The 24,393-nt window shown below is 35.5% G+C and carries 19 protein-coding genes, 2 rRNA genes and 1 other annotated feature (1 of these 22 only partly in view); of the genes, 20 read left to right on the top strand and 1 reads right to left on the bottom strand.

What is annotated here, in order from left to right:
* From EQM13_RS14740 to EQM13_RS14720, 6 genes are all read left to right on the top strand, one after another.
* Nucleotides 1–1,854 (top strand): 23S ribosomal RNA (locus EQM13_RS14740) (it extends 1,078 nt beyond the left edge of the window).
* A 52-nt stretch (nt 1,855–1,906) separates the two neighbouring features.
* Nucleotides 1,907–2,023: ribosomal RNA gene (gene rrf / locus EQM13_RS14735) — 5S ribosomal RNA — on the top strand.
* A complete protein-coding gene (locus EQM13_RS18305; protein WP_161567268.1) occupies nt 2,015–2,191 on the top strand; it encodes a hypothetical protein in 177 nt (58 codons plus the stop codon). Before rrf ends, EQM13_RS18305 begins: the two co-directional genes overlap by 9 nt.
* 12 nt (nt 2,192–2,203) lie before the next feature.
* The gene (locus tag EQM13_RS14730) at nt 2,204–3,388 is read left to right on the top strand and encodes a putative glycoside hydrolase (protein WP_071140138.1); all 1,185 of its coding nucleotides are present in this window, start codon (nt 2,204–2,206) and stop codon (nt 3,386–3,388) included.
* Nucleotides 3,389–3,549: 161 nt separating this feature from the next.
* On the top strand, nt 3,550–5,775 hold the full coding sequence (locus EQM13_RS14725) for a vitamin B12-dependent ribonucleotide reductase (RefSeq protein WP_071140139.1): 2,226 nt from the start codon (nt 3,550–3,552) through the stop codon (nt 5,773–5,775).
* 15 nt (nt 5,776–5,790) lie between these two features.
* Entirely contained in the window at nt 5,791–6,660 is an 870-nt protein-coding gene (locus tag EQM13_RS14720; RefSeq protein ID WP_128753083.1) for a radical SAM protein, read from the top strand.
* A gap of 42 nt (nt 6,661–6,702) precedes the next feature.
* Here EQM13_RS14720 and EQM13_RS14715 read toward each other — a convergent pair whose 3' ends face one another.
* Nucleotides 6,703–7,539, bottom strand: coding sequence for a MerR family transcriptional regulator (locus EQM13_RS14715; RefSeq protein ID WP_071140141.1), 837 nt, complete (start codon nt 7,537–7,539; stop codon nt 6,703–6,705).
* A 97-nt stretch (nt 7,540–7,636) separates the two neighbouring features.
* On the opposite strand from EQM13_RS14715, the gene EQM13_RS14710 reads away from it, so the two are divergent.
* The 14 genes from EQM13_RS14710 (at nt 7,637) to ileS (ending at nt 24,290) form a co-directional block, all read left to right on the top strand.
* Nucleotides 7,637–8,659 (top strand): NAD(P)H-dependent amine dehydrogenase family protein, encoded by a 1,023-nt coding sequence (locus tag EQM13_RS14710; protein WP_071140142.1) that lies wholly within the window; start codon nt 7,637–7,639, stop codon nt 8,657–8,659.
* A gap of 227 nt (nt 8,660–8,886) precedes the next feature.
* Entirely contained in the window at nt 8,887–10,116 is a 1,230-nt protein-coding gene (locus tag EQM13_RS14705) for a BaiN/RdsA family NAD(P)/FAD-dependent oxidoreductase (protein ID WP_128753082.1), read from the top strand.
* A 10-nt stretch (nt 10,117–10,126) separates the two neighbouring features.
* A complete protein-coding gene (locus EQM13_RS14700; RefSeq protein WP_128753081.1) occupies nt 10,127–10,942 on the top strand; it encodes a Cof-type HAD-IIB family hydrolase in 816 nt (271 codons plus the stop codon).
* Nucleotides 10,943–11,173: 231 nt separating this feature from the next.
* Complete coding sequence (locus EQM13_RS14695; protein WP_161567267.1) at nt 11,174–12,139, top strand: sugar-binding transcriptional regulator; 966 nt, start codon at nt 11,174–11,176, stop codon at nt 12,137–12,139.
* Nucleotides 12,140–12,152: 13 nt separating this feature from the next.
* A complete protein-coding gene (locus tag EQM13_RS14690) occupies nt 12,153–12,506 on the top strand; it encodes a transcriptional regulator GutM (RefSeq protein ID WP_161567266.1) in 354 nt (117 codons plus the stop codon).
* 79 nt (nt 12,507–12,585) lie between these two features.
* Nucleotides 12,586–13,107 (top strand): PTS glucitol/sorbitol transporter subunit IIC, encoded by a 522-nt coding sequence (gene srlA / locus EQM13_RS14685; RefSeq protein WP_128753078.1) that lies wholly within the window; start codon nt 12,586–12,588, stop codon nt 13,105–13,107.
* Between the two features lie 16 nt (nt 13,108–13,123).
* Complete coding sequence (gene srlE / locus EQM13_RS14680; protein WP_128753077.1) at nt 13,124–14,104, top strand: PTS glucitol/sorbitol transporter subunit IIB; 981 nt, start codon at nt 13,124–13,126, stop codon at nt 14,102–14,104.
* A 15-nt stretch (nt 14,105–14,119) separates the two neighbouring features.
* A complete protein-coding gene (locus tag EQM13_RS14675; protein WP_071140149.1) occupies nt 14,120–14,476 on the top strand; it encodes a PTS glucitol/sorbitol transporter subunit IIA in 357 nt (118 codons plus the stop codon).
* Nucleotides 14,477–14,724: 248 nt separating this feature from the next.
* On the top strand, nt 14,725–16,017 hold the full coding sequence (locus tag EQM13_RS14670; protein WP_128753076.1) for an NAD(P)H-dependent oxidoreductase: 1,293 nt from the start codon (nt 14,725–14,727) through the stop codon (nt 16,015–16,017).
* Nucleotides 16,018–16,115: 98 nt separating this feature from the next.
* Entirely contained in the window at nt 16,116–17,078 is a 963-nt protein-coding gene (locus tag EQM13_RS14665; protein ID WP_128753075.1) for a thiamine pyrophosphate-dependent dehydrogenase E1 component subunit alpha, read from the top strand.
* A gap of 13 nt (nt 17,079–17,091) precedes the next feature.
* Entirely contained in the window at nt 17,092–18,084 is a 993-nt protein-coding gene (locus EQM13_RS14660) for an alpha-ketoacid dehydrogenase subunit beta (RefSeq protein WP_206172718.1), read from the top strand.
* 11 nt (nt 18,085–18,095) lie between these two features.
* Nucleotides 18,096–19,118, top strand: coding sequence for a 2-oxo acid dehydrogenase subunit E2 (locus EQM13_RS14655; protein WP_240662944.1), 1,023 nt, complete (start codon nt 18,096–18,098; stop codon nt 19,116–19,118).
* Between the two features lie 42 nt (nt 19,119–19,160).
* Nucleotides 19,161–20,849, top strand: a complete 1,689-nt coding sequence (gene lpdA / locus EQM13_RS14650; protein ID WP_128753074.1) for a dihydrolipoyl dehydrogenase — start codon at nt 19,161–19,163, stop codon at nt 20,847–20,849.
* A 69-nt stretch (nt 20,850–20,918) separates the two neighbouring features.
* Nucleotides 20,919–21,132: a binding site (T-box leader), on the top strand.
* Between the two features lie 59 nt (nt 21,133–21,191).
* On the top strand, nt 21,192–24,290 hold the full coding sequence (gene ileS, locus EQM13_RS14645) for an isoleucine--tRNA ligase (RefSeq protein WP_406565228.1): 3,099 nt from the start codon (nt 21,192–21,194) through the stop codon (nt 24,288–24,290).
* Nucleotides 24,291–24,393 lie beyond the last annotated feature (103 nt).

Below are 24,393 nucleotides of genomic sequence, written 5' to 3'. Positions count from 1 at the left end.
TACGGAGACAACCAGGATGTTGGCTTAGAAGCAGCCATACATTTAAAGAGTGCGTAATAGCTCACTGGTCAAGTGACGTTGCGCCGAAGATTTCCGGGGCTAAACCTGACACCGAAGCTGTGGGATAGAAATATCGGTAGAGGAGCAATCTGTGAGGAAGAAGCTATACCGAAAGGAGTAGTGGACGAAACAGAAGAGAGAATGCTGGCATGAGTAGCGAAAAGGCAAGTGAGAAACTTGCCCGTCGAAAGCCTAAGGGTTCCTGAGGAAGGCTCGTCCGCTCAGGGTAAGTCGGGACCTAAGCCGAGGCCGAAAGGCGTAGGCGATGGACAACAGGTTGAGAATCCTGTACCAAGAATATGCGTTAGAGAGAGGTGCTGACGCAGGAGGATAAGATGAGCACACAGATGGAAAAGTGTGTCTAAGCCTGAAGTAAGCTTTCATAGGGAAAACCGTGAAAGAGTTATGAGAGGTGATGGGGAGCGAAAAAAGAAGTAGCGAAGCATCCGAATCCAAACTGCCAAGAAAAGGCACTATCGAGTATATGATTGCCCGTACCGGAAACCGACACAGGTAGGCGAGGAGAGAATCCTAAGACGCACGGAAGAACCCTTGTTAAGGAACTCGGCAAAATAGCCCCGTAACTTCGGGAGAAGGGGTGCCGGAAGAAGAGAAGGCCAAACGGCTGGGAAATAATCCGGCCGCAGTGAAAGGGCCCAAGCGACTGTTTACCAAAAACACAGGTCTCTGCGAAGTCGAAAGACGAAGTATAGGGGCTGACACCTGCCCGGTGCTGGAAGGTTAAGGGGAAGAGTCAGTAGAAATACGAAGCTTAGAACTTAAGCCCCAGTAAACGGCGGCCGTAACTATAACGGTCCTAAGGTAGCGAAATTCCTTGTCGGGTAAGTTCCGACCCGCACGAAAGGTGTAACGACTTGGGCACTGTCTCAACAAGGGATCCGGTGAAATTGTAGTACACGTGAAGATGCGTGTTACCTGCGACAGGACGGAAAGACCCCATGGAGCTTAACTGTAGGCTGACATTGGATTTTGATATCATATGTACAGAATAGGTGGGAGGCAGAGAAGTAAGTGCGCCAGCATTTATGGAGTCAAAAGTGGGATACCACTCTTATGATATTGAAATTCTAACCAAGTACTGTGAAGCCAGTACAGGGACACTGTCAGTTGGGCAGTTTGACTGGGGCGGTCACCTCCCAAAGAGTAACGGAGGTGCTCAAAGGTTCCCTCAGTACGGTTGGAAATCGTACGAAGAGTGTAAAGGCAGAAGGGAGCTTAACTGCGACACATACAGGTGGAGCAGGAAGGAAACTTGGACTTAGTGATCCGGTGGCACCGAGTGGAAAGGCCATCGCTCAACGGATAAAAGCTACCCTGGGGATAACAGGCTTATCTCCCCCAAGAGTTCACATCGACGGGGAGGTTTGGCACCTCGATGTCGGCTCGTCTCATCCTGGGGCTGAAATAGGTTCCAAGGGTTGGGCTGTTCGCCCATTAAAGAGGCACGCGAGCTGGGTTCAGAACGTCGTGAGACAGTTCGGTCCCTATCCGTCGCAGGCGCAGGAAATTTGAGAGGAGCTGTCCTTAGTACGAGAGGACCGGGATGGACAGACCGATGGTGAATCAGTTGTCTCGCCAGAGGCAGAGCTGAGAAGCTAAGTCTGGGAAAGATAAGAGCTGAAGGCATCTAAGCACGAAGCAGACCTCAAGAAGAGATTTCCCACTCCGCAAAGGAGGTAAGACACCAGAAAGACGAACTGGTAGATAGGTCTCAGGTGGAAGAGTAGTAATACTTTAAGCTGAGAGAAACTAATAAGTCGAGGGCTTGACCTAAAGATTCTTCTTCAAAGTTTTCAGGGAAAAGGGAAAGGAAAAGGAAAAAGTATTTGGTGACAAAGACGAGAGGGAAACACCTGTAACCATACCGAACACAGAAGTTAAGCCTTTCAGTGCTGATGGTACTTGAGTGGAAACGCTCTGGGAGAGTAGGACGTTGCCAGATAAAGAAGCTCTATTTCGTATAAAGGTTATCGAAGTAGGGCTTTTGTTTTATTATTATATAAGGTGTATAGAGAATTGTACTATATATGCAGAAAAGTTTGAAAATTTGAAAGAAAATATTAAATATATTAAAATGTTAAGGGTATTAATAAAATCAGAACTTATATAATGAGGTGTAGAAGTGAAAGATTATCAAAAGATAATTCTTGTAATTATATTAATATTAATATGCATTTTAATCGGGAAAGGACGTAGCAATTCCGAAAAAAATGAAAAGATGTCTTATACATATACAAAGAAAAAAGATTATTTTTTTCAACCCCAAACTAATTGGGCATCATATAAAGATAAAATAAAAGTGAAGGGAATTTATATTACAGGGAATACAGCCGGATTTAAAGAGAAATTTAATAAACTAATAAAATTTATTAATGAGACGGAAGTAAATGCGGTAGTTATTGATGTCAAAGATGATACGGGAGAATTGACTTTTGATTTGGACATAAAACTTGCTCAGGAGGTTGGGGCATGTGAAAATATAAAAGTAAAAGATTTGAATGAATTTATGGATATATTGAGAAAAAATAATATTTATCCTATTGCCAGAATAGTTACATTTAAAGATAGACTAATGGCTTTGAAAAGACCTGATTTATCCATAAAATCTAAAAATGGAAAGGTATGGTTGGATAATAAAGGCGATGCTTGGCTTAATCCCTATAATAAAGAGTCTTGGGAATATCCTGTTGAAATTGCAGAAAAGGTTGCATTAATGGGATTTAAAGAGGTTCAGTTTGATTACGTGAGATTTCCTTCGGATGGAAATGTTAAAAATATCGATTATGGCAAAGGAACAGAGGGTAGAAATATGGCGCAGGTTATAGGAGAATTTCTTCAATATGCCAGACAAAGATTAGAACCTCTCGGAGTGTATGTATCTGCAGACATATTTGGACTGGTAACGACATCTTCGGGAGATATGGGATTAGGACAAAGTTTAGAAATTTTAGCAAATAGCGTAGACATATTATGTCCCATGGTTTATCCTTCCCATTATTATTTAGGAACCTATGGAATTAAGTATCCCAATTCTCAGCCTTACGCCATTGTAAATAGGAGTCTGGAGACTGCACAGAACAGAATAAAAAATATGAAAAGTGAAAGAAAGAGTATTATTAGGCCCTGGCTTCAAGATTTTTCCGCTCCTTGGCTGAAAAAAGAATATGGAACAAATTATAGGACCTATGGCCCAGACGAAATTAATAAACAGAAAAAAGCCTGTTACGATAATAATATAGAGGAATGGATTTTTTGGAACGCATCAAATAATTATACTAAAAGTGCTTACTTAAGAGAAAATAATTAAATGCTTGTTACAATTAAGAAAATCGTTTTAATCATCATATATTAACGAATTAAGTATGAATTAAAGAAATAATATCTTTTACGGATAATCGAAAGAGTGATACAATAAGTAGTGCATATAAATATATAATCCACTAAATATAGTAGAATAGAGGTGCATAAATGGAATTATCAAAAAACGCTATCAGAGTATTAGAAAGAAGATATTTGTTAAAAGATGAAAACGGAAATTTAATGGAGACTCCTCATGAGATGTTTAGGAGAGTTGCAGATTTTGTTGCTTCGGCTGATAAGTTATATGATGGCGAGGAAATAGAAAAAATAAGGGATGAGTTTTATGAGGTAATGAGCAGTCTTAAATTCATACCTAATTCTCCTACTCTTATGAATGCAGGCAAAGAATTGGGGCAGCTTTCCGCTTGCTTTGTTCTTCCGGTAGAAGATTCCATGGAGGGAATATTTAGTTCTATAAAAAATGCCGCATTGATACATAAAAGCGGAGGAGGAACCGGATTCAGTTTTTCGAGATTAAGAGCGAAAGGCTCGACAGTCAGATCTACAGGAGGAGTAGCCTCAGGACCTGTAAGCTTTATGAAAGTCTTTAATGCTGCTACAGAGGCGGTAAAACAGGGAGGCACCAGAAGAGGTGCAAACATGGGAATATTAAGGGTAGATCATCCTGATATCATGGAATTTATTCAATGTAAAAGTGATACGAGAGAAATAACCAATTTTAATATAAGTGTAGGAATTACTGAAAAATTTATGAGAGCAGTAGAAAAGGGAGAGGATTATGATCTTATAGATCCTCATACTCGTAAATCTGTAAAGAAGTTAAACGCAAGAGAAGTATTTAAATATATAGTTTCAATGGCTTGGAGTACAGGAGAACCGGGGATAATATTTTTAGATAGGATAAATGAATCTAATCCTGTTCGTAAACTTGGGGAAATAGAAAGCACAAATCCATGCGGAGAACAACCTCTTCTTCCATTTGAATCATGTAACCTTGGATCTATTAATTTGGCTGCAATGATAAAAAAAGTTGGAGACAATTATGAAATTGACTATGAAAAACTTGGAGAAACAGTAGATATTGCAGTACATTTTTTAGATAATGTGATAGATATGAATAAATATCCTTTGACAGAAATAGATGAAATGACGAAGAAAACGAGAAAGATAGGCTTGGGGATAATGGGTTTTGCAGATTTGTTGTTTTATTTGAATGTACCTTATAATTCTCAAAAGGCCGTAGATCTTGCAGACAAATTAATGAAATATATTGATGAAAAATCTAAAAAGAAATCAATGGAATTAGCAGAAAAAAGAGGAACATTTCCTGCTTATGACTTAAGTATATATAAAGATAAAAATATTAAAATGAGAAATGCTACAACGACTACAATTGCTCCTACAGGAACAATAAGCATCATAGCTGGTGTCAGCAGTGGTATTGAACCATTGTTTGCCATATCCTTTGTAAGAAATGTTATGGATAAAGATAAACTTTTGGAGGTTCATCCTTATTTCAAACAGATAGCAAAAGAAAGAGGATTCTATTCTGAAGAACTCATGAAAAAAATTGCGGAAGAAGGTTCTTTAGCACATATTTCCGAGATACCGGAAGATGTTAAAAAAGTATTTGTGACGGCTCATGATATATCACCTTTTTGGCATATTAAGATGCAGGCGGCATTTCAAAAGCACGTTGACAATGCGGTTTCTAAAACGGTAAACTTTAAGAATGATGCAACTGAAAAAGACGTTGAGGAAGTTTATAACCTTGCCTATAAATTAGGCTGTAAAGGGGTAACCATATATAGAGACGGAAGCAGAGATAATCAGGTATTAACTACAGGTAATAGTATTTCATCTAATAATATTAAACCCAGAATGAGGCCTGAAACTACTCAGGGAATGACGGAAAAAGTTAGGGTTGGTTGCGGAAATCTTTATATAACGGTTAATTATGATAAAAATGGCATATGTGAGGTGTTTACTAATGTCGGAAGGGCAGGAGGCTGTCCCAGCCAAAGCGAAGCTACCAGCAGATTGGTTTCCATTGCCTTAAGATCGGGAATAGACCCGAAAGAAATAATTGAACAGCTTAAGGGAATAAGATGCCATTCTACTTTGAGACAGAAAGCCATGAATAATAATATAAAAGTTTTGTCTTGCCCCGATGCCATAGGAAAGGCTCTCGAAAGGACGTTAAACGCATGTGGGAAGACTAAAGGTTCTGACACTGATAATATAAAAGAATCAAAAGAAGAAAAGCCGTCTAATGAAAATAAGAAGTTTATTTGCCCTGAATGTGGAAGTAAAATCGCCCATGAAAGCGGATGTGTAATTTGTATGAATTGCGGATACTCCAAATGTAATTAAAAAGGAAGGAAATCAATGGATTATGAAGGAATAGTATACAGACCTCCCAGTGAAGCTTACAGTTTAATAATACAAGTTACTATAGGATGTTCTCATAATAAATGTACATTTTGTTCGATGTACAAAGATAAAAAATTCAGAATAAGAAAATTGGAAGATGTATTGGAAGATCTGAAAGAGTCAAGAAAATATTATAGAAAAGTTGAAAAAATATTTTTAGCCGATGGAGATGCTCTTATAGCTAAAAGAGAATACCTTGTTGAATTATTAAATGCTATAAGGATAATATTTCCCGAATGTAAGAGAGTTTCAATATATGGTTCTCCTAACTCCATTCTTATAAAAAAGGATGAAGAATTAAGAGAATTTCATAGCTTAGGGCTTGATATGGTATATATGGGAGTAGAAACGGGGAGTGATATGATACTCGAGAAGATTAAAAAAGGAGTTAATTCTCGGGAATTAATTGAAGCGGGGAGAAAAATAGTTAAATCCGATATAAAGCTTTCAGTAACTCTCATATCTGGAATAGGCGGAAAAGAATATTCTGTTGAGCATGCTGTCGAATCTGCAAAAGTAATAAATGAAATTCAGCCCAACTATATAGGACTTTTAACTTTGTTGGTAGAAGATGGGACTGAGTTATATGAAGATGTAAATAAGGGTAAATTTATATTGTTAAAACCTAAAGAAGTACTTCATGAAAATAGGATCTTTGTAGAAAATCTTTATGTAAATAATTGCATATTTAGAAGCAATCATGCTTCAAATTATGTTTCCCTAAGAGGGACCCTCATGAAAGATAAAGAGGATATTATTGCACAGATAGATGAGGGATTGAAACAAGAAAATTTAGAAGATGAAGAGATATTCAGAAGTTTATAAAATAAAAGACATGAAATTAATATTAATTTCATGTCTTTTATTTTATAAACTTACAGGTATCTGAAGGCGTATAAACATTTTTCTATTGTTTTTTGATTTGTTTGGAATTTCATAAACTACTTCGCAAATATAGTCTCCGGTTACAGTAAGATTTTTTGATTTAATTAAATCATATAGGGTATTTAATGCAGGAAGTTCCTCTTCAAATGAATTGCAAAAATATGTAGCATAATTTCCTGCAGGAATATTTTTTGTCTTTAAATTAATATTCTGTGATGTTGGTAAAAATATAAAGAGTTCGTTGGAAAAAAATTGCTTATTTATAAAATAATTTTTATCCATAATGGATCCAACCCTATTGAAATAAGCTAAAGGAATTTTTGCTTTTGCTAAATGTATTTTGAATTCTCTCAAATAGTATTCGTATTCGTCTACTGTCATTTCATAAATATTTTTGGATATGGAATATGTATAAATCCTACGTTGATTAAATTTAAGAATTTCAAGCTCATTTTTATTTTTATTCTGCACATATGTATCAATAGATTCTTTAAATTGCTGGATAAGGCTAATCTTCCTGTCGATTTCATCTTTATATTCCGTCAATATAAGTTTCTGACTGCAAATTTCTTTATATAATAAATCAATATTGCTGCTATTTAATAGTGAATCAATTTTGTCGAGGGAAAAATCAAAGTTTTTTAAAAATTGTATTATATCTATAAGTGCAGATTGTTCGATAGAATAATATCGATAATTTGTTTCAGGGTCAACATATTCAGGTTTTAATAAACCGATTTCATCATAGTGTCGTAAAGTTCCGACAGAGATATGATTAAGATGGGCAAGCTCACCTATTTTTAATAATTTGGAAAACATTTATAATCCTCCTTGACTCTCCAGTTACCAGAGACATTATAATAAAATTGTAAATAATCTTTTGTGAATATTATATCAAATGAGGAGGAAAATTGGTATGGGAAAAGAAAAAATACGGGTAATACAGTATGGATGCGGTAAAATGGCTAAAGTAATCATAAGATACTTATATGATCACGGAGCTGAAGTTGTAGGGGCAATCGGCAGAAGTAATGCCGGACAGGATATTGGTGATTTTGCAAATCTTGGATTTAAAACGGGAGTTATAATTTCAGACAATGCTGATGAAGTCTTTGAATCTTGTGATGCGGATATTGCGGTTGTCACAATTTCCAGTTATATGAAAGATATATTCCAATTTTTTGAAAAATGTGCCGAACATGGCGTAAATGTTGTGACAACATGCGAAGAAGCAATATATCCATGGAATACATCTCCTTCGGAAACAAATCGTCTTGACCGATTAGCTAAGGAAAACAATATAACAATTACAGGAACAGGCATGCAGGATATATATTGGATTAATCTTCCCTGTCTTGTTGCTGCCGGAGTAAATAAAATTAAAAAAATTGAAGGAGCTGTAAGTTATAATGTTGAAGATTATGGCTTGGCTCTGGCAGAAGCCCATGGTGTCGGATATGATCTGGCTAAATTTGAAAAAGAAATTACCCGTGCAGAAAGTCTGCCTTCTTACATGTGGAATGCAGGGGAAGCAATTTGTTCAAAGATGAACTGGACAATTAAATCCATTTCTCAAAAAAGTGTTCCTTTTACCCTTGATGAAGATATTTATTCTGAAACATTAGGGAAAACAATTCCTGCCGGATATGCTATCGGAATGTCTTCAGTTTCAACTATTCATACTCATCAGGGAGTTGATTTGGAACTTCAATGTATTGGGAAAGTATATCGTAAATCCGATGGAGATATGTGCGATTGGAAGATTATAGGGGAACCTAATGTGGTATTTTCGGTGGAAAAACCGGATACAGTTGCTCATACTTGTGCAACTATTGTTAATAGAATTCCAACAATAATTAATGCAAAACCGGGATATGTAACAGCCGAGAAAATTGATAATTTACAGTATTTAACTTATCCAATGCATACCTATCTTTAACAGGGTTGTTTATTAAACGGATGTTTGAAATAATACGAAAAAAGTTTGGTGTACCGTAAAATTTAAATAATAACACTATTTCGGGAGGTAGAACACATAGAAAATATGTACTATCTCCCTTATTTTTAGTTTAGACAAATTATATTTAATATTTTTAAAAGAATGATTCATTTGATAATAATTTTTTGGTATAATAATCATTGATTATGTAAAAAGGAGTTTTTATTATGTCAAAAAAAATAATAGTTATAGGAGGAGGAGCTTCGGGAATGATTGCAGCTATTGCTGCCAAAAGAAAGGGAGCATTAGTTACAATACTTGAAAGAAACCCCAGAGTCGGTAAAAAGATACTTGCGACGGGAAACGGAAGATGTAATTATACTAATATGGATATAGATATTAAAAATTATCATGGAGAGAATCCTGAATTTGCAAGATATATTTTGTCTCAGTTTGGCGCAGATAAAACTATAGATTTTTTTGAAAAATTAGGCATAACTCCTACAGTGGAAGAGGGGGGAAAAGTATTTCCTATGTCTCTTCAAAGTTCCAGTGTGTTAGATGTTTTAAGAATGGAATTGGAGGAGTTGAAAGTAGAGACAATATGCGATTTTTATGTAAAAAGTGTTAAAAAAATTGAAAACGGGTTTATAGTCAGATCGGAAAAGGGAACAAGTCTCAGAACTGATAAAATAATATTGGCTACAGGAGGAAAATCTATGCCTTCGTCAGGTTCGGATGGCAATGGATATGAACTAAGCAGATCCTTGGGACATAAAATCACAAATATATTTCCGGGCTTGGTACAATTAAAGACAGAGGAAAGATTATTAAAAGAGGCAGACGGAGTCAAGATTATAGGTAACATTAAACTTGCCAATCATGGATGTATACTTAGAGAAGAAAGAGGAGATATACTTTTTACCAATTATGGTATATCAGGTCCTCCTGTTCTACAGATATCGAGAGAAGCTTTGGAACTGATTAATATGGGGCAAAATCCGGTTGTTATTATTTCGATTATTAATGATAGGACAAAAGAGGAATTAAGAGAATATCTGAAAAAAAGATTTAGTTATAAGCCCAAAAGAACAATGGAAGAAAGCCTTATTGGACTTATAAATAAGAGGCTTATAGGAATAATGCTTAAAAAAACCGAAATTGACAGAAGAAAATCAGCAGGAAATATTACCAAAATGGAATTGGAGAAGATAGTTAATATTCTTATGAATTGGGAAATGAAAATTATAGGGAGCAAATCTTTCCCAAGCTGTCAGATAACAGCCGGAGGAGTCTCCACAGATGAAATAAACTCGAAGACTTTAGAGTCGAAGATAATCAAAGGGCTGTATTTTTCGGGAGAATTGATAGATATTGACGGAGACTGTGGAGGCTTTAACCTTCAATGGGCTTGGGCTTCAGGATATATTGCTGGCGAAAATGCAGCCTTAGATTAAGGAGGAAAAAATGTTTAAAATATTAACTTTAGATTTAGACGGAACACTTCTCAACCCCAAACATAAAATATCTGAAAAGAATAAAAAGATTATACATGAATTAAATGAAGAGGGAGCAAGAATTATATTAGCTTCAGGAAGAGAACCTAATTCTATATTACCGTTTAATCATGAGTTGGGGATAAAGGATTTTGTTATAGGATTTAATGGAGGAATTATTTCAGACTGGACAGGGGAAAATATAATTTATGAGAAAAAACTTGATTCTAAAATAGCAGAAAATATAATAAAAAATTGTCAAGAAGGGGATATCTGTACCTTTGTATTCATCAAAAATAAGATATATGTGGACAGTAAAAAGAAAGAGGGATATAACATTTTTGACTCATATACTGCATCAGGACTTAATAAAGTAGATAACATATATAAATTTATAGATGATAATAATTATTGGGACAGAATAGGGAAGCTGCTTTTATGTGATGATAATAAAGTATTGGCATCATTTAAAGATAAAATGGAAAAAATATTTGGCTCAAAGCTATCATTTGGATTTTCTCTTCCTTATTTTTTAGAAATTTGGAATCCTGAAGTAAGCAAAGGGAAGGCTATACAAGTAATAAGCGAAAAGCTTAATATAGACAGAAAAGATATAATGGCAATCGGTGACGGAGAAAATGATATTTCTATGATTAAGTTTGCCGGTCTTGGAGTGGCTATGGGTAATGCATTGGAATCAGTAAAGAAAGAGGCTGATTATATAACTCTTTCCAATAGAGAAGATGGAGTGGAATATGTAATTAAAAAATATTGGAGAGGCGAATAGCCTCTTGATTTTTTAGCCTTATTTTAAATTGTTAAATTTCAATCAATAAATTGATTTTTATTTACTTATAAAAGTTTTTTAAAAATTTTTTTATTGAATTTATTGTGTATATCATATAATTAAATAGTGAAAAAATAAACATAACTTGACAACATAAAAAATTGTTGATATTTTATAAGTAAATTATGAAAATAATTTAATATATTGAAAAAAAATTCAAGGATGGTTGGTATGAGTAAAAATAATTATGATATTAGACTTATGGTTAAATGTGCGCAGATGTATTATGATGAAGGATTAAATCAAGGAGAAATAGCAGAAAAATTGCAAATTTCTAAATCTTCTGTTTCAAGAATATTATCATCCGCAAGGAATGAGAATATAGTGAAAATTTCCGTAGTTAATCCTATTAAAAATCAGTATATTGATTTGGAAAAACAGATGGAAAGAAAGTTTAAATTGAAAGAGGTAATCATAGTTGACAGTATGACTAATGAGCCGGAAGAGATAAAGAGAGAGCTGGCAAGGGCGGCAGCAGAATACTTAAAACGGGTAATTAAAGATGACCAAATAATAGGAGTGACTTGGGGAACAACTTTAAGTAAGATTCCTGAATATGTGAAAAATGACAGGAGAAATAAAGTTACATTTATTCCTTTGGTCGGGGGAGTTGGTGAAACAAATATAGAAATTCATTCAAACAGTATAGCTCTTGAACTCTCTAAAAAATTCAAGGGAGAAAGTAGAATGTTGTATGCTCCTTCCATAGTTGACAATGAAGATAGAAAGGAAATCTTTATTCATGATAAAAATATACAGGCATTTTTTGAATTAATGAAAAAAGCAGATATTGCTTTAATGGGAATAGGTTTTCCTCTATTAAATACCTCTACATTGATCGAAAGCGGATATTTTACATTAGATGATATTGAAGATTTAGAAAGACAAGGAGCTACTGCCGATATTTGTTCCATGTTTATTGATAAATACGGAAGCGGAGACAAATTTGAACTGAATAAAAGAATTATAGGAATCAGCTTAGAGTCATTAAAAAAAGTTCCTTTAAAGATAGGAGTGGCAGGATATATAGAGAAGAAAAAGGCAATTTTGGCTTCTATAGCAGGAGGATATGTAGATGTTCTAATTGTTGACAGCAAAACGGCGGAAGCAGTTCTTGATTTATCATATGCATTTTGATAGGGGTGAAATAATGAGCGATTTAACAAAGGTTATAATATTTATATTTTCTATGTGGATATTGCAGGGAATTCTCTCTTATTTTCAGATAAGAAATTTTAAAAAAGTAGTGGGAACTATGAAAAAAGAAGGGAAATTACTAATCGGCCAACAAAAAGGAAGAATATCTCAGGGAATAATTGTTATATTAGCCGTGGATAAAGACAATAAAGTGGTGAATGCTCAGGAGATGAGGGGAATAACAGTATTTGACAGATTCAAAGTAAAGGAAGAATTCATAAATAAATCCATTGACGAGATAAAAAAAGAATTACCTTCTTTAAAAGATAAAAAGACAGCTATGGCATTGAAAAAAGCGTTTGATTAAATATAAAAAGTTTATTAATTATAGGCGAAAGGAGGGTAGATTTTAATTATTAATTTAAAAATAAAGGGGGAATATGTAAATGAAAACTCTTGCAAAGATAGCTGAAGGATTTATATCTTTATTTCAGGCAGGCGGAGAAAATCTTGTTGGGTTAATAACAGGAATACTTCCGACTCTTATTGTATTGATAACATTCGTAAATGCGTTGATAAAAATCATAGGGGAGGATAAGGTTCAAAGAGTTGCTCAAAAGGCCACAAAGAATGTATTTTCAAGGTATATTATACTTCCGTTTATATCCGTGTTCTTTTTGACCAATCCCATGTGTTATACTTTTGGAAAATTTTTAAAGGAAAAGTATAAACCAGCTTTTTATGACGCGGCAGTATCTTTTGTACATCCTATAACAGGGCTGTTTCCTCATGCTAACTCCGCGGAATTGTTTGTCTATCTGGGAATAGCGCAGGGAATACAGAAATTAGGTTATTCCCAGGGAGACCTTGCTATAAGGTATTTTGTAGTAGGACTCATTGTTATATTTATTCGCGGAATTACTACAGAGTTTATTACTAACAAGATGTTGAGCAAAAAACAGGTATAAATAGGAGGGAAATATTATGGAATATAAAAGCGTAAAAATAGAGAAAGGCCCGGGAGGTTGGGGAGGTCCTTTAATTATTTCTCCAAAGTCCGGAAAGGACAAGATAGTATCTGTTACTGGTGGGGGAATTTCCGATGTGGCACAAAGAATAGCGGATTTAACCGGAGGAGTAACGGTAGATGGGTTTAAAACATCTGTGCCTGATGAAGAAATTGCAGTGGTTGTTATAGATTGTGGAGGTACTGCAAGATGTGGTGTATATCCGAAAAAAAATATCCTGACGGTTAATTTAGTACCTGTAGGGCAATCGGGACCTTTAGCTAAATATATAAGAGAAGATGTTTACGTATCTGGGGTGGGGTTAAAGGATATAGTTTTAACGGAAGAATTGGAAGAAGAAACTCGTGAACACAATAATCAGGGCAGTACTGATACTGTGGCTATAGAAAAAGAGGTATACGCAAAAAAGGGCAATATAATTGAAAGAATAGGAAAAGGGACAGGAAAAGTAGTCGGAATATTTTATTCAGCGGGGAAAGAATCGATAGATTCTGTAATTAAAAATATACTTCCCTTTATGGCTTTTGTTTCTATGCTTGTTGGGATCATATTGAAAAGCGGTATAGGAGATATTATTGCTAAATTTGTAGCTCCCTTCTCCGGAAGCTTAGGCGGATTATTAGTTATATCCCTTATAGCAGCAATTCCCATACTTTCTCCATTGCTTGGTCCTGGAGCTGTTATAGCACAAATAGTAGGGGTACTTGTAGGTGTGGAAATAGGTAAAGGCAATATACCTCCCCAATATGCACTTCCTGCGTTATTTGCTATAGATCCCCAGGTAGGTTGTGATTTTATCCCAGTAGGGCTTAGCTTAGGTGATGCAGAACCGGAAACAGTGGAAATAGGTGTTCCAGCTATATTATTTTCCAGACTGATTACTGGACCTATATCGGTAATTATTGCTTATTTATTCAGCATCGGACTATATAAATAGAATAGGAGGATTTTTATGAAATACTCGGTAACAGTGGTAGGAATGGGGGAAATGGTAAAAGATCTTATTGAAGAAAATATGCTAATACTGTTTAACGAAAATGCTCCGGATGAATTGGCTGAAATTTCAGTTCTTCATACTATAGATAAGATGAAAGCAGATGTAGAAATTGGAGATACAATTGTAATCGGCGATAAGAAATTCACAGTTACCGCTGTTGGCGATGAGGCTAATAGGACTTTAAAAGAATTAGGCCATTGTACTTTTAAATTTAAAAATTTCAACGAAAAGGAATTGCCCGGAGTAATAATATTAGAAGGCAAGCATAATATAGAAGATATAAAGATAGGAGATATCATCTCCATATATTAGATGTATATCTCCTCAAAATAATAATTAATTCTATACCATTATAACAAAAAATAGATATATAGATATAAAAAAAGCCATAATTTCCTTATAAATTTTCTGTTAAATTGGTTTTGAAAAAGCCCTTTTATATCTGTTAGTCGGAAGAACAAAAGTTGACTATATTATATTTTAACTATATAATCATCTTGAAATAAAATTAATAGTATGAAATTTTTTTCAATAATATGCTGAGAAATGGAGGAGTAAAAATGTTGGGACTGAACACAAGATTGGCTAAGTTAGAAGAAGAAGGCAAACAAATAAAGGTTGGACTGGTAGGAGCAGGACAGATGGGAAAAGGGATGGTCAGCCAAACTATGTTGATGAAAGGTATGATTCCTTCTCTTGTAGTAGACATAAATTTGGATAACGCAGTGGAAGCTTATACATTAGCTGGCATTAGAAAAGAAGATATAATTATAGCAAATACCCTTGAACAAGTAAATAGGAGTATAGAAGAGGGGAAATATGTAGTTGCTCAGGATTTTGACTTTGCCGCAAGGGCAAACCTTATAGATGCGGTAGTAGATGCTACAGGAGTTCCTGATATCGGTGCTAAATTGGCGATGGATTCTATATTCAACAAAAAACATATCGTAATGCTCAATGTGGAAGCAGATGTGGTCATAGGACCGATACTTAATAAATTTGCTCAAAATGCAGGAGTAGTATATACAGGAACGGCAGGAGACGAACCGGGGGTTGTGAAGGAATTGTATGATTTTGCCGACGCAGCAGGGTTTGATGTCCTTGCTATAGGAAAAGGCAAAAATAATCCGGTAAATTTGGAGTCAAATCCAGATAGTGTTTATGAACAAGCCTTAAAATCAGGTGTAAGTCCTAAGATGTTGACATCTTTTAAAGACGGAACTAAAACCATGGTGGAATTGACATGCATGGCTAATGCTACAGGATTCATACCCGATATAAGAGGAGCTCATGCACCATCGGCTACCGTAAATGAGCTGACAGGTATTTTTAGATTAAAAAGTGAGGGCGGCATTTTAAATCAATACAGAATTGTAGATTACGTTAATGGAATTGCTCCGGGAGTATTTATAATAATAACGAGTAAACTTCCTCAGGTTCATCGTGAAATGCAATATTTAAGTATGGGACCTGGGCCAAATTATGTTCTTTATCGTCCATATCATCTTACAAGTCTTGAAACTCCATTAACCGTTGCAAAAGCTGTCTTAGATCATCAACCAACAATTATACCTATGGGTAAACCTATAGCGGAAACTATCACTATAGCTAAAAAGGATTTGAAGGCAGGAGAAAAATTTGACGGGTTAGGAGGATATACGGCTTACGGAAGTGTTGATACTTATGAAAATGCTAGAAAGGATAATTTGGTACCCTTCGGCTTGATAAATAAGAATGCTGTTGCTAAAAGGGACATAAAAAAAGGCGAAGCTATATCCTATGACATGGTCAAACTGGATACTACAACTTTGATATATAAACTAAGGCAGATACAGGAAGATCTTATAGGATAGAAAATTTATTAACGGAAATATATAAAAATGAGAATTGGAATAGGCCATTCTCATTTTTATATATAATGAATATTTTTAATAAAACAGGAGGAATATATATGACTTATATTGATAAAGAGACAATATTGGAAATGTATAAGAGAATGAACCAAGCAAGGGCGTTTGAGGAAAAGGTGAGTTACTTTTTTGCAAGAGGGATGGTTCATGGGACAACTCATCTTTCCGTCGGAGAAGAGGCATCGAGTGTTGCAGCTTGTATGGCATTAAATAAGGATGATTTAATCACGTCAACTCATAGAGGGCATAGTCAGGTTATTGGGAAAGGAATAGATTTAAATAAAATGATGGCTGAACTTTTGGGGAAATATACAGGATATTGCAAAGGTAAAGGCGGTTCCATGCATATAGCAGATGTAGAAGCAGGAAATTTGGGAGCTAACGGAGTAGTCGGGGGCGGACACGGAATAGCTGTAGGTGCAGCGTTGACTCAGCAGATGAAAAAGACCGGAAAGATTGTCCTGTGTTTCTTTGGGGATGGAGCTTCCAATGAAGGAAGTTTTCATGAATCGCTGAATTTGGCATCTGTATGGAAATTGCCGGTGATTTTCTATTGTGAGAATAACTTATACGGTATGTCGGTACCGGTAAAAAATTCAATGAATATCAAGGATATAGCAATAAGGGCAAAGGCTTACGGAATTCCCGGATATGTAGTAGACGGAAACAATGCAATAGATGTTTATAATTTGATAAAGGAAGTGTCTGAGTATGTAAGAAGCGGGAAAGGGCCCGTACTGGTTGAAAGTAAAACATACAGATGGCTGGGACATTCAAAGTCCGATGCTCAAGTGTACAGAACAAAGGAAGAAGTAGAGGAATGGAAAAAGAAATGTCCCATTAGGAGATTGAGAAAATATATATTGGAAAACAATATAGCAAAAGAAGAAGAGTTAAATGATATAGAAAAAACGGCTAAGGATCAGATAGAAGAGGCTGTGGAATTTGCAAACAACAGTCCAAATCCACCGATTGAAACTGTGACTGAAGACGTGTATGCATAGGAGGGAGAAGGAAATGGGACAGATGAAAGAAATGACTTATAAAGATGCAGTTAAGACGGCAATGTGTGAAGAGATGAGAAGAGATGAAAATGTATTTCTGATGGGAGAAGATGTAGGAATATATGGAGGAGCTTTCGGAGTATCTGTGGGAATGTTTGAAGAGTTTGGGAAGGATAGGGTAAGAGATACCCCCATATCTGAAGCGGCCATAGTTGGAGCTGCTGCCGGAGCGGCGGTTACCGGGATGAGGCCTATTGTAGAAATAATGTTTATGGATTTTACCACTATTGCTATGGATTCCTTAGTCAACCAGGCAGCAAAAATGCGCTATATGTTTGGAGGAAAAGCAAAAGTTCCAATGGTTTTGAGATGTCCGGGAGGGTCGGGAACAGGAGCGGCAGCCCAACATTCTCAAAGTTTGGAAGCGTGGTTTTGCCATGTACCCGGACTTAAAGTAGTGGTACCGGGAACCCCGAAAGATGCAAAAGGGCTTTTAAAAGCAGCCATAAGGGATAATAATCCTGTGGTATTTGTCGAACAGAAGACATTGTATAAGGTTAAAGGCCCCGTTCCCGAAGATGAGGATTTTATAATCCCATTAGGGGAAGGGGAAATTAAACATGAAGGAAAAGATGTAACAATAGTGAGCTACGGGAGGATGCTTCCGAGAGTGATAAAGGTTGCCGAGGAAATGGAGAAGGAAGGAGTAAGTATAGAAGTAGTAGATCCGAGAACATTGGTCCCTTTAGATAAGGAAATGATAATAAATTCTGTTAAAAAGACGGGAAGATTGATATTAGTAAATGAAGCAGCTAAAACAGGAGGGTATTTGGGAGAGATAGCTTCTGTTGTAACGGAAAGCGAAGCCTTTGATTATTTGGATTCGCCTATAATCAGACTTGCGGGTTTGGACGTGCCAATACCATATAATCCCGAATTGGAGAAGGCAGTAGTACCGAGTGAAGAACAAATAAAATCTGCAGTAAACAAGACATTGAATAGATAGGAGGCGAAAGTATGGATATGCAGAAGGAATTTTTAGATATTCCGGGGAAAGTGAGAGCGACTCCTGCCGCAAGAAGAATTGCAAAAGAGAGGGGAATAGATTTGTTCAAAATTAAGGGGACTGGCCCTAAAGGCAGAATACAGGAAAAAGATGTTGTGAATTTTAAACGGGATTCACTAAAAGTTACTCCCCTTGCACGAAGGATTGCGGAAAGTGAAGGAATAAATTTGGCCGATATTAAAGGAAGCGGCTCGGAAGGTAAAATAATGAAGGAAGATTTACTAAAGGCTAAAAAAGAAAAAGACCTGAAACAAAAGCCTGTGGAAAATTTAAAAAAAGAAATTGAGGTAATTCCTATGTCAAATATGAGAAAGATAATCGGAGAGAGGATGTCTCAAAGTTTTTTTTCGGCTCCTACCTTTACTTTGAACACTGAAGTCGACATGACTGAGGTAAAAAAATTAAGAGGGGAAATAAAAGAGGATATAATGGAAAAAACTGGGGAGAAAGTCACTATTACGGATATAATCCTTACTGCGACAGCTAAAGCTTTAAAAAATCACCCGATGATAAATGCAAGTTTATCGGAAGACGGACAAGGTATTATCATTCATGATTATGTAAATCTGGCAGTAGCGGTGGGAATGGAAAAAGGACTTCTTACTCCGGTAATAAAAGATGCGGATAAAAAAAGTTTAACTGAAATGGTCATTGCTGAAAAGGATGTCACTGAAAGAACAATGAATATGAAATTGTCTCCTGATGAATTACAGGGAAGTACATTTACGGTAAGTAATTTGGGAATGTATGGAATTACTCATTTTAATCCTATTATCAATCCTCCTAACAGTGCAATATTGGGAGTAAATGCCATAGTAGACAGAATAGTGCCTGTGGGTGGTCAGCCGGTAATAAGATCCATAATGACATTAAGCTTAACGGTAGATCATAGGATTATAGACGGATTAATCGGAGCTAAATTTTTAAAGGAATTAAAATATCTGTTGGAAAATCCGTTATTGATTTTGGTTTAAAATTGATGTATTAATTGTAATGCAAAAAGGGAGGGTTTTATATTGGCAACGGAAATAATAATGCCCAAAGCAGGTATGGATATGCAGGAAGGGCAGATAATCAAATGGCATAAGAAAGAAGGGGATTATGTAGAAAAAGGCGATGTTCTCCTTGAGATAATGACGGATAAGGTAAACATGGAAGTAGAGGCTGAAACTTCCGGTTACTTACTTAAGATATTAAAAAATAAAGGAGAGGTAGTTCCCGTTATAGCAACCATAGGGTATATTGGAGAAAAAGACGAGGACATATCTCAAATTGTAGGATTTCAATCTTTATCTAAAGGGAAAAAATCGGAAGCCATTTCATCAGATAATAATATGTATGACGTAATAATAATAGGAGGAGGTCCGGCTGGATATGTATCGGCTATTAAATCGGCTCAGATGGGGGGAAAGGTAGCCTTAATAGAAAAGGATATTTTAGGAGGAACTTGTTTAAACAGAGGATGCATTCCTGCCAAAACATATCTTAAAAATGCTGAAATAATTCACGAAATAGAAAAAGCAAAAAAAAGAGGAATAATTATCTCAAATCCTGAAGTTAATATTGATATGGAAAGGACTGTGGAATTAAAGAATCAAGTGGTTAAGACCCTTACGACGGGAGTTCAGGGACTCTTAAAGAGTAACGGAGTGGATATATATAATGGAATAGGAAGATTAACAAAAGGGAAAAAGGCATCTATAAATGGTAACAAATTAATTGAAGGAAAGAAGATCATATTGGCAGGAGGCTCCAAAGCTGCCAGAATAGATATTCCTGGGATAGAAAGTAAATTAGTCCTTACCAGTGATGAAATACTTAATTTAAAGGAAATTCCAAAGGAACTGGTTATTATAGGCGGAGGAGCAGTGGGAGTAGAATTAGGAGCGGTGTTTAGTTCTTTTGGAAGCAAAGTGACCATAATAGAGATGATGGATAGGATAGTATCCAACATGGATGAGGATATATCCACGCTTTTGGAGGATTCATTAATAAAAAAAGGAGTTAAAATTTTAACCTCAGTTAGACTTCAAAGAATAACAGAAAAGAATGAGAAATTGGTCATTGAAGTTGATAAAGGAGAAAGTATGACAGCGGATAAAGCACTTCTTTCCATAGGGAGAATTCCTGATTTAGAAGGAGCTGGAGATATTAAATTTGAAATGGAAAAAGGAAGGATTAAGGTTAATGATTATATGGAAACCAACGTAGAAGGAATATATGCTCCGGGAGATATAAACGGCAAGAGAATGCTTGCTCATGCAGCATTCAAAATGGGAGAAGTTGCGGCTGTAAATGCTATGGGCGGGAGAGAAAAAATAAATTTGAATTGTGTACCCAGTTGTATATATACAGTTCCGGAGGCTGCATCCGTAGGTCTTACTGAAGAAGAAGCAAAGAAAAGTTATAGTATTTCTGTAGGAAAGTTTCCTTTTGCCGCCAACGGAAGGGCATTATCCTCAGGAGAAACCTCGGGATTTGTAAAAGTGATAGTTGATAAAAAGTATGGGGAAATATTGGGAGTCCACATAATAGGACCTTCAGCATCGGAAATAATAAATGAAGCATCATCACTTATGGCTATGGAAATAACCGCATATGAAGCGTCGGAGATTGTTCACGGTCATCCTACATTTTCCGAAGCTTTACAAGAAGCATGTGCTGACAGTTTAGGAAGAGCTATACATCTTCCTAAAAGAAAATGATTTTTAAATTTTTTAATCCTTGACAATATATCATCTTTGCGGTATCATGGTTAAAATGGAATTTAATATTTAAAAGCTGTGAAAAGGAGAGTATTAAAGGCTGATTAGCATACAGAGAAGATAGTCATAAGGTGAAAGACTGCTCTAAACCCTTTAAGAAGATCACCTTGGAGCTGTTTGCCTGAATAAGAGTAAGGCAGTACGCCTAAAGCGTTATTTGAAATGAGTGATAAGGTTTCATACCTTATAAAGTGGGTGGTACCACGGAAATTTCGTCCCTAAGTTTTAAAACTTAGGGACTTTTATTTATATTCACAAAAACTATTGGAGAGGATGAAAATAGTGAAAAGATTTGAAGAATTTAAAAATTTACCTGTCAGTGAGCAAGAAGGAGAGATATCTAAATATTGGGGAGAAATAGATCTTTTAAAGAGGACCGTTGATGAAAGGGACGAAAATAATCCTTTTATATTTTATGAAGGGCCTCCTACAGCTAATGGAAAACCTGGCATACACCATGTTATGGCAAGAACATTAAAGGATTCGGTATGCAGATATCAGACTATGCTGGGACATCAGGTGAAAAGAAAGGCAGGATGGGATACCCATGGGCTCCCCGTGGAAATTGAAGTTGAAAAACAGTTGAAATTGAATAACAAACAGGATATTGAGAAGTATGGCCTTGAAAAATTCAATAAAAAATGTAAGGAATCCGTATTTAAGTATGAAAAGCTGTGGAATGATATGACTCAGAGAATGGCTTATGAAATTGATCTGAACAATGCCTATATTACTCTTAAAAACGAATACATTGAGTCGGTATGGTATATATTAGATAAGTTTTTTAAAGAAGGTCTTTTGTATGAAGGCCATAAGGTACTTCCATATTGTCCGCGTTGTGGTACCGGTCTTGCTTCTCATGAGGTGGCACAAGGCTATGAGGAAATAAAAAGCGAGACCGTGATAGTAAAATTTAAAAGAAAGGACAGAAATGAGTACTTTCTTGCTTGGACCACAACCCCATGGACTCTTCCGAGTAATGTATCATTGTCGGTAAACCCTGAAGAAGATTATATAAAGGTGAGAGAAGGAGAAGAAATATACTATTTGAACAAAAAACTTGCCGATAAGGTACTGAAAGGTGACTATGAAATTCTTGAAGAAATGAAAGGAAAGGCTTTGGAATATATTGAATATGAGCAATTGATGCCTTTCGTTAAAACAGATAAAAAAGCCTTTTTTATAACGATTGCTGATTATGTAACTACGGAAGACGGTACAGGAATAGTACATTCAGCTCCCGCCTTCGGAGAAGATGATTATAATACGGGAAAGAGGTATGGATTGCCTGTATTAAAGCCCGTAAATGAAGAAGGGAAATTTACAGAAACCCCTTGGAAAGGGAAATTTGTGATGGATGCGGATCCTGATATTATTCGATGGCTGAGGGAAAACGGAAAACTTTATAAAAAGGAAAAAATAGTCCACAATTATCCTCATTGCTGGAGATGCCATACACCTCTTTTATATTATGCAAAACCAAGCTGGTATATTGAAGTAACTAAATTTAAGGATAAGCTCATAGAGAATAATAACGGAGTAAAATGGTATCCTCCTTTTGTGGGAGAGAAAAGATTCGGAAATTGGCTGGAGAATTTGAACGATTGGGCAATTTCAAGAAGCAGATATTGGGGAACTCCTTTAAATATTTGGAGATGCAATAGATGTGGGCATATTACAAGTGTAGGTTCTATAAAGGAACTTGTGGATAGATCTATTGAAGATATAGATGAAAATGTTGAATTACACAGACCTTATGTGGACGATATACATTTAAAATGTGATAAATGCGGAGAAAAAATGACAAGGGAAAAGGATGTTATTGATGTTTGGTTTGACAGCGGAGCAATGCCTTTTGCCCAACACCATTACCCTTTTGAAAATAAGGAGAATTTTAGCACACTATTTCCTGCGGATTTTATATGTGAGGGAATAGATCAAACAAGAGGATGGTTTTATTCTCTTCTTGCCATCTCTACATTTATGACCGGAAAATCTCCCTATAAGAGAGTACTTGTTAATGATTTGATATTGGACAGAGAAGGCAAGAAGATGTCTAAGTCAAAAGGTAATACTGTTGATCCTTTCCAATTGTTTGATAAATATGGTGCCGATGTTTTAAGGTGGTATTTATTATATGTATCCCCACCGTGGACTCCGACAAAATTCGATGAAGACGGATTAAGAGAAGTGGAAAGCAAGTTCTTTAGAAGTATAAAAAATGTATATAATTTTTTCGCACTATATGCGAATACCGATGAAATCGATCCGAGGGAATTTGATGTTCCTTATGAAAAAAGATCGGAACTGGATAAATGGATATTGTCCAAATACAACAGCATGTTGAAATCAGCCAGAGAGGGTATGGATAATTATGATTTAACTAAGGTAGTAAGACTTATTCAGGAATTTGTTGTGGAAGATCTGTCTAATTGGTATATAAGACGTTCCAGAAGACGTTTTTGGAAGACGGAGTTGGATGAAGATAAAAATGCGGTCTATAGTACAACTTATGAGATACTTTTAGGAATAAGCAAAATAATAGCACCATTTGTACCATTTATTGCAGAGGAAATATACAGAAATTTAACAGGCGGAATTTCTGTTCATTTGGAACTCTATCCCAAAGAAGAAGAAAAATTGATAGATCTAAAGTTGGAAGAAAAGATGGATTTGGTAAGAAAATTGGTAGGATTGGGAAGGGCCTCAAGAGAAAGCGTGAAAATTAAGGTCCGTCAACCTTTGAAAGAAGTAATTCTTGATGGAAAATATGAGAGTACAATAAGGGATTTGATACCTTTAATAAAAGAAGAATTGAATGTGAAGGAAGTAGTATTTGAGAAGGACCTGACTCATCTCATGAACTATTCCTTAAAACCTAACTACAAAGTTGCAGGTTCTATACTTGGTCCCAAGATTAAATCTTTTGCAAAAATTTTACAGGAAGTTGATACCCATGAGTTAGTAAATAAATTAGAAAAAGGGAAAGTTATATTAAATATAGATGGAGAAGATATAAATATAGAAAAAGATTATATAATAGTTAAAATTACGGCCAAAGAAGGATTTAATGTAGCCATGGAAGACAATCTTTTTGTAATATTGGAAACTGTTTTAACCGAAGACTTGTTAGAAGAAGGATATGCCAGAGAGTTTATATCTAAAGTTCAGCAGATGAGGAAAAGTAACGGCTATGAGATGATGGACAATATAAGAATATATTATAATGGAGACGAAAAAATCCAATTGTCATTAAACAAATTTGACGAATATATTAAGAAAGAAACCTTAGCGGTATCCATTGAAAAAGTTCAGGACTCTTCTTTAGAACAAGAAGACCTGAATGGACATATAACGGGAATTAAATTGGAGAAAGTATAAAAAGGAGGAAATTTTCCTCCTTTTTTAAATGTATAATAAAAATTAAGCTATAAAAGAAAACGTTTGTTTCCATTATGAATATTTAATGATATAATTAAATACA

Source organism: Acidilutibacter cellobiosedens, from assembly GCF_004103715.1.
Lineage (GTDB): Bacteria > Bacillota > Clostridia > Tissierellales > Acidilutibacteraceae > Acidilutibacter > Acidilutibacter cellobiosedens.
The sequence above is the reverse complement of the archived record's forward strand: the minus strand, read 5'-3'. Positions and strand labels throughout refer to the sequence as shown.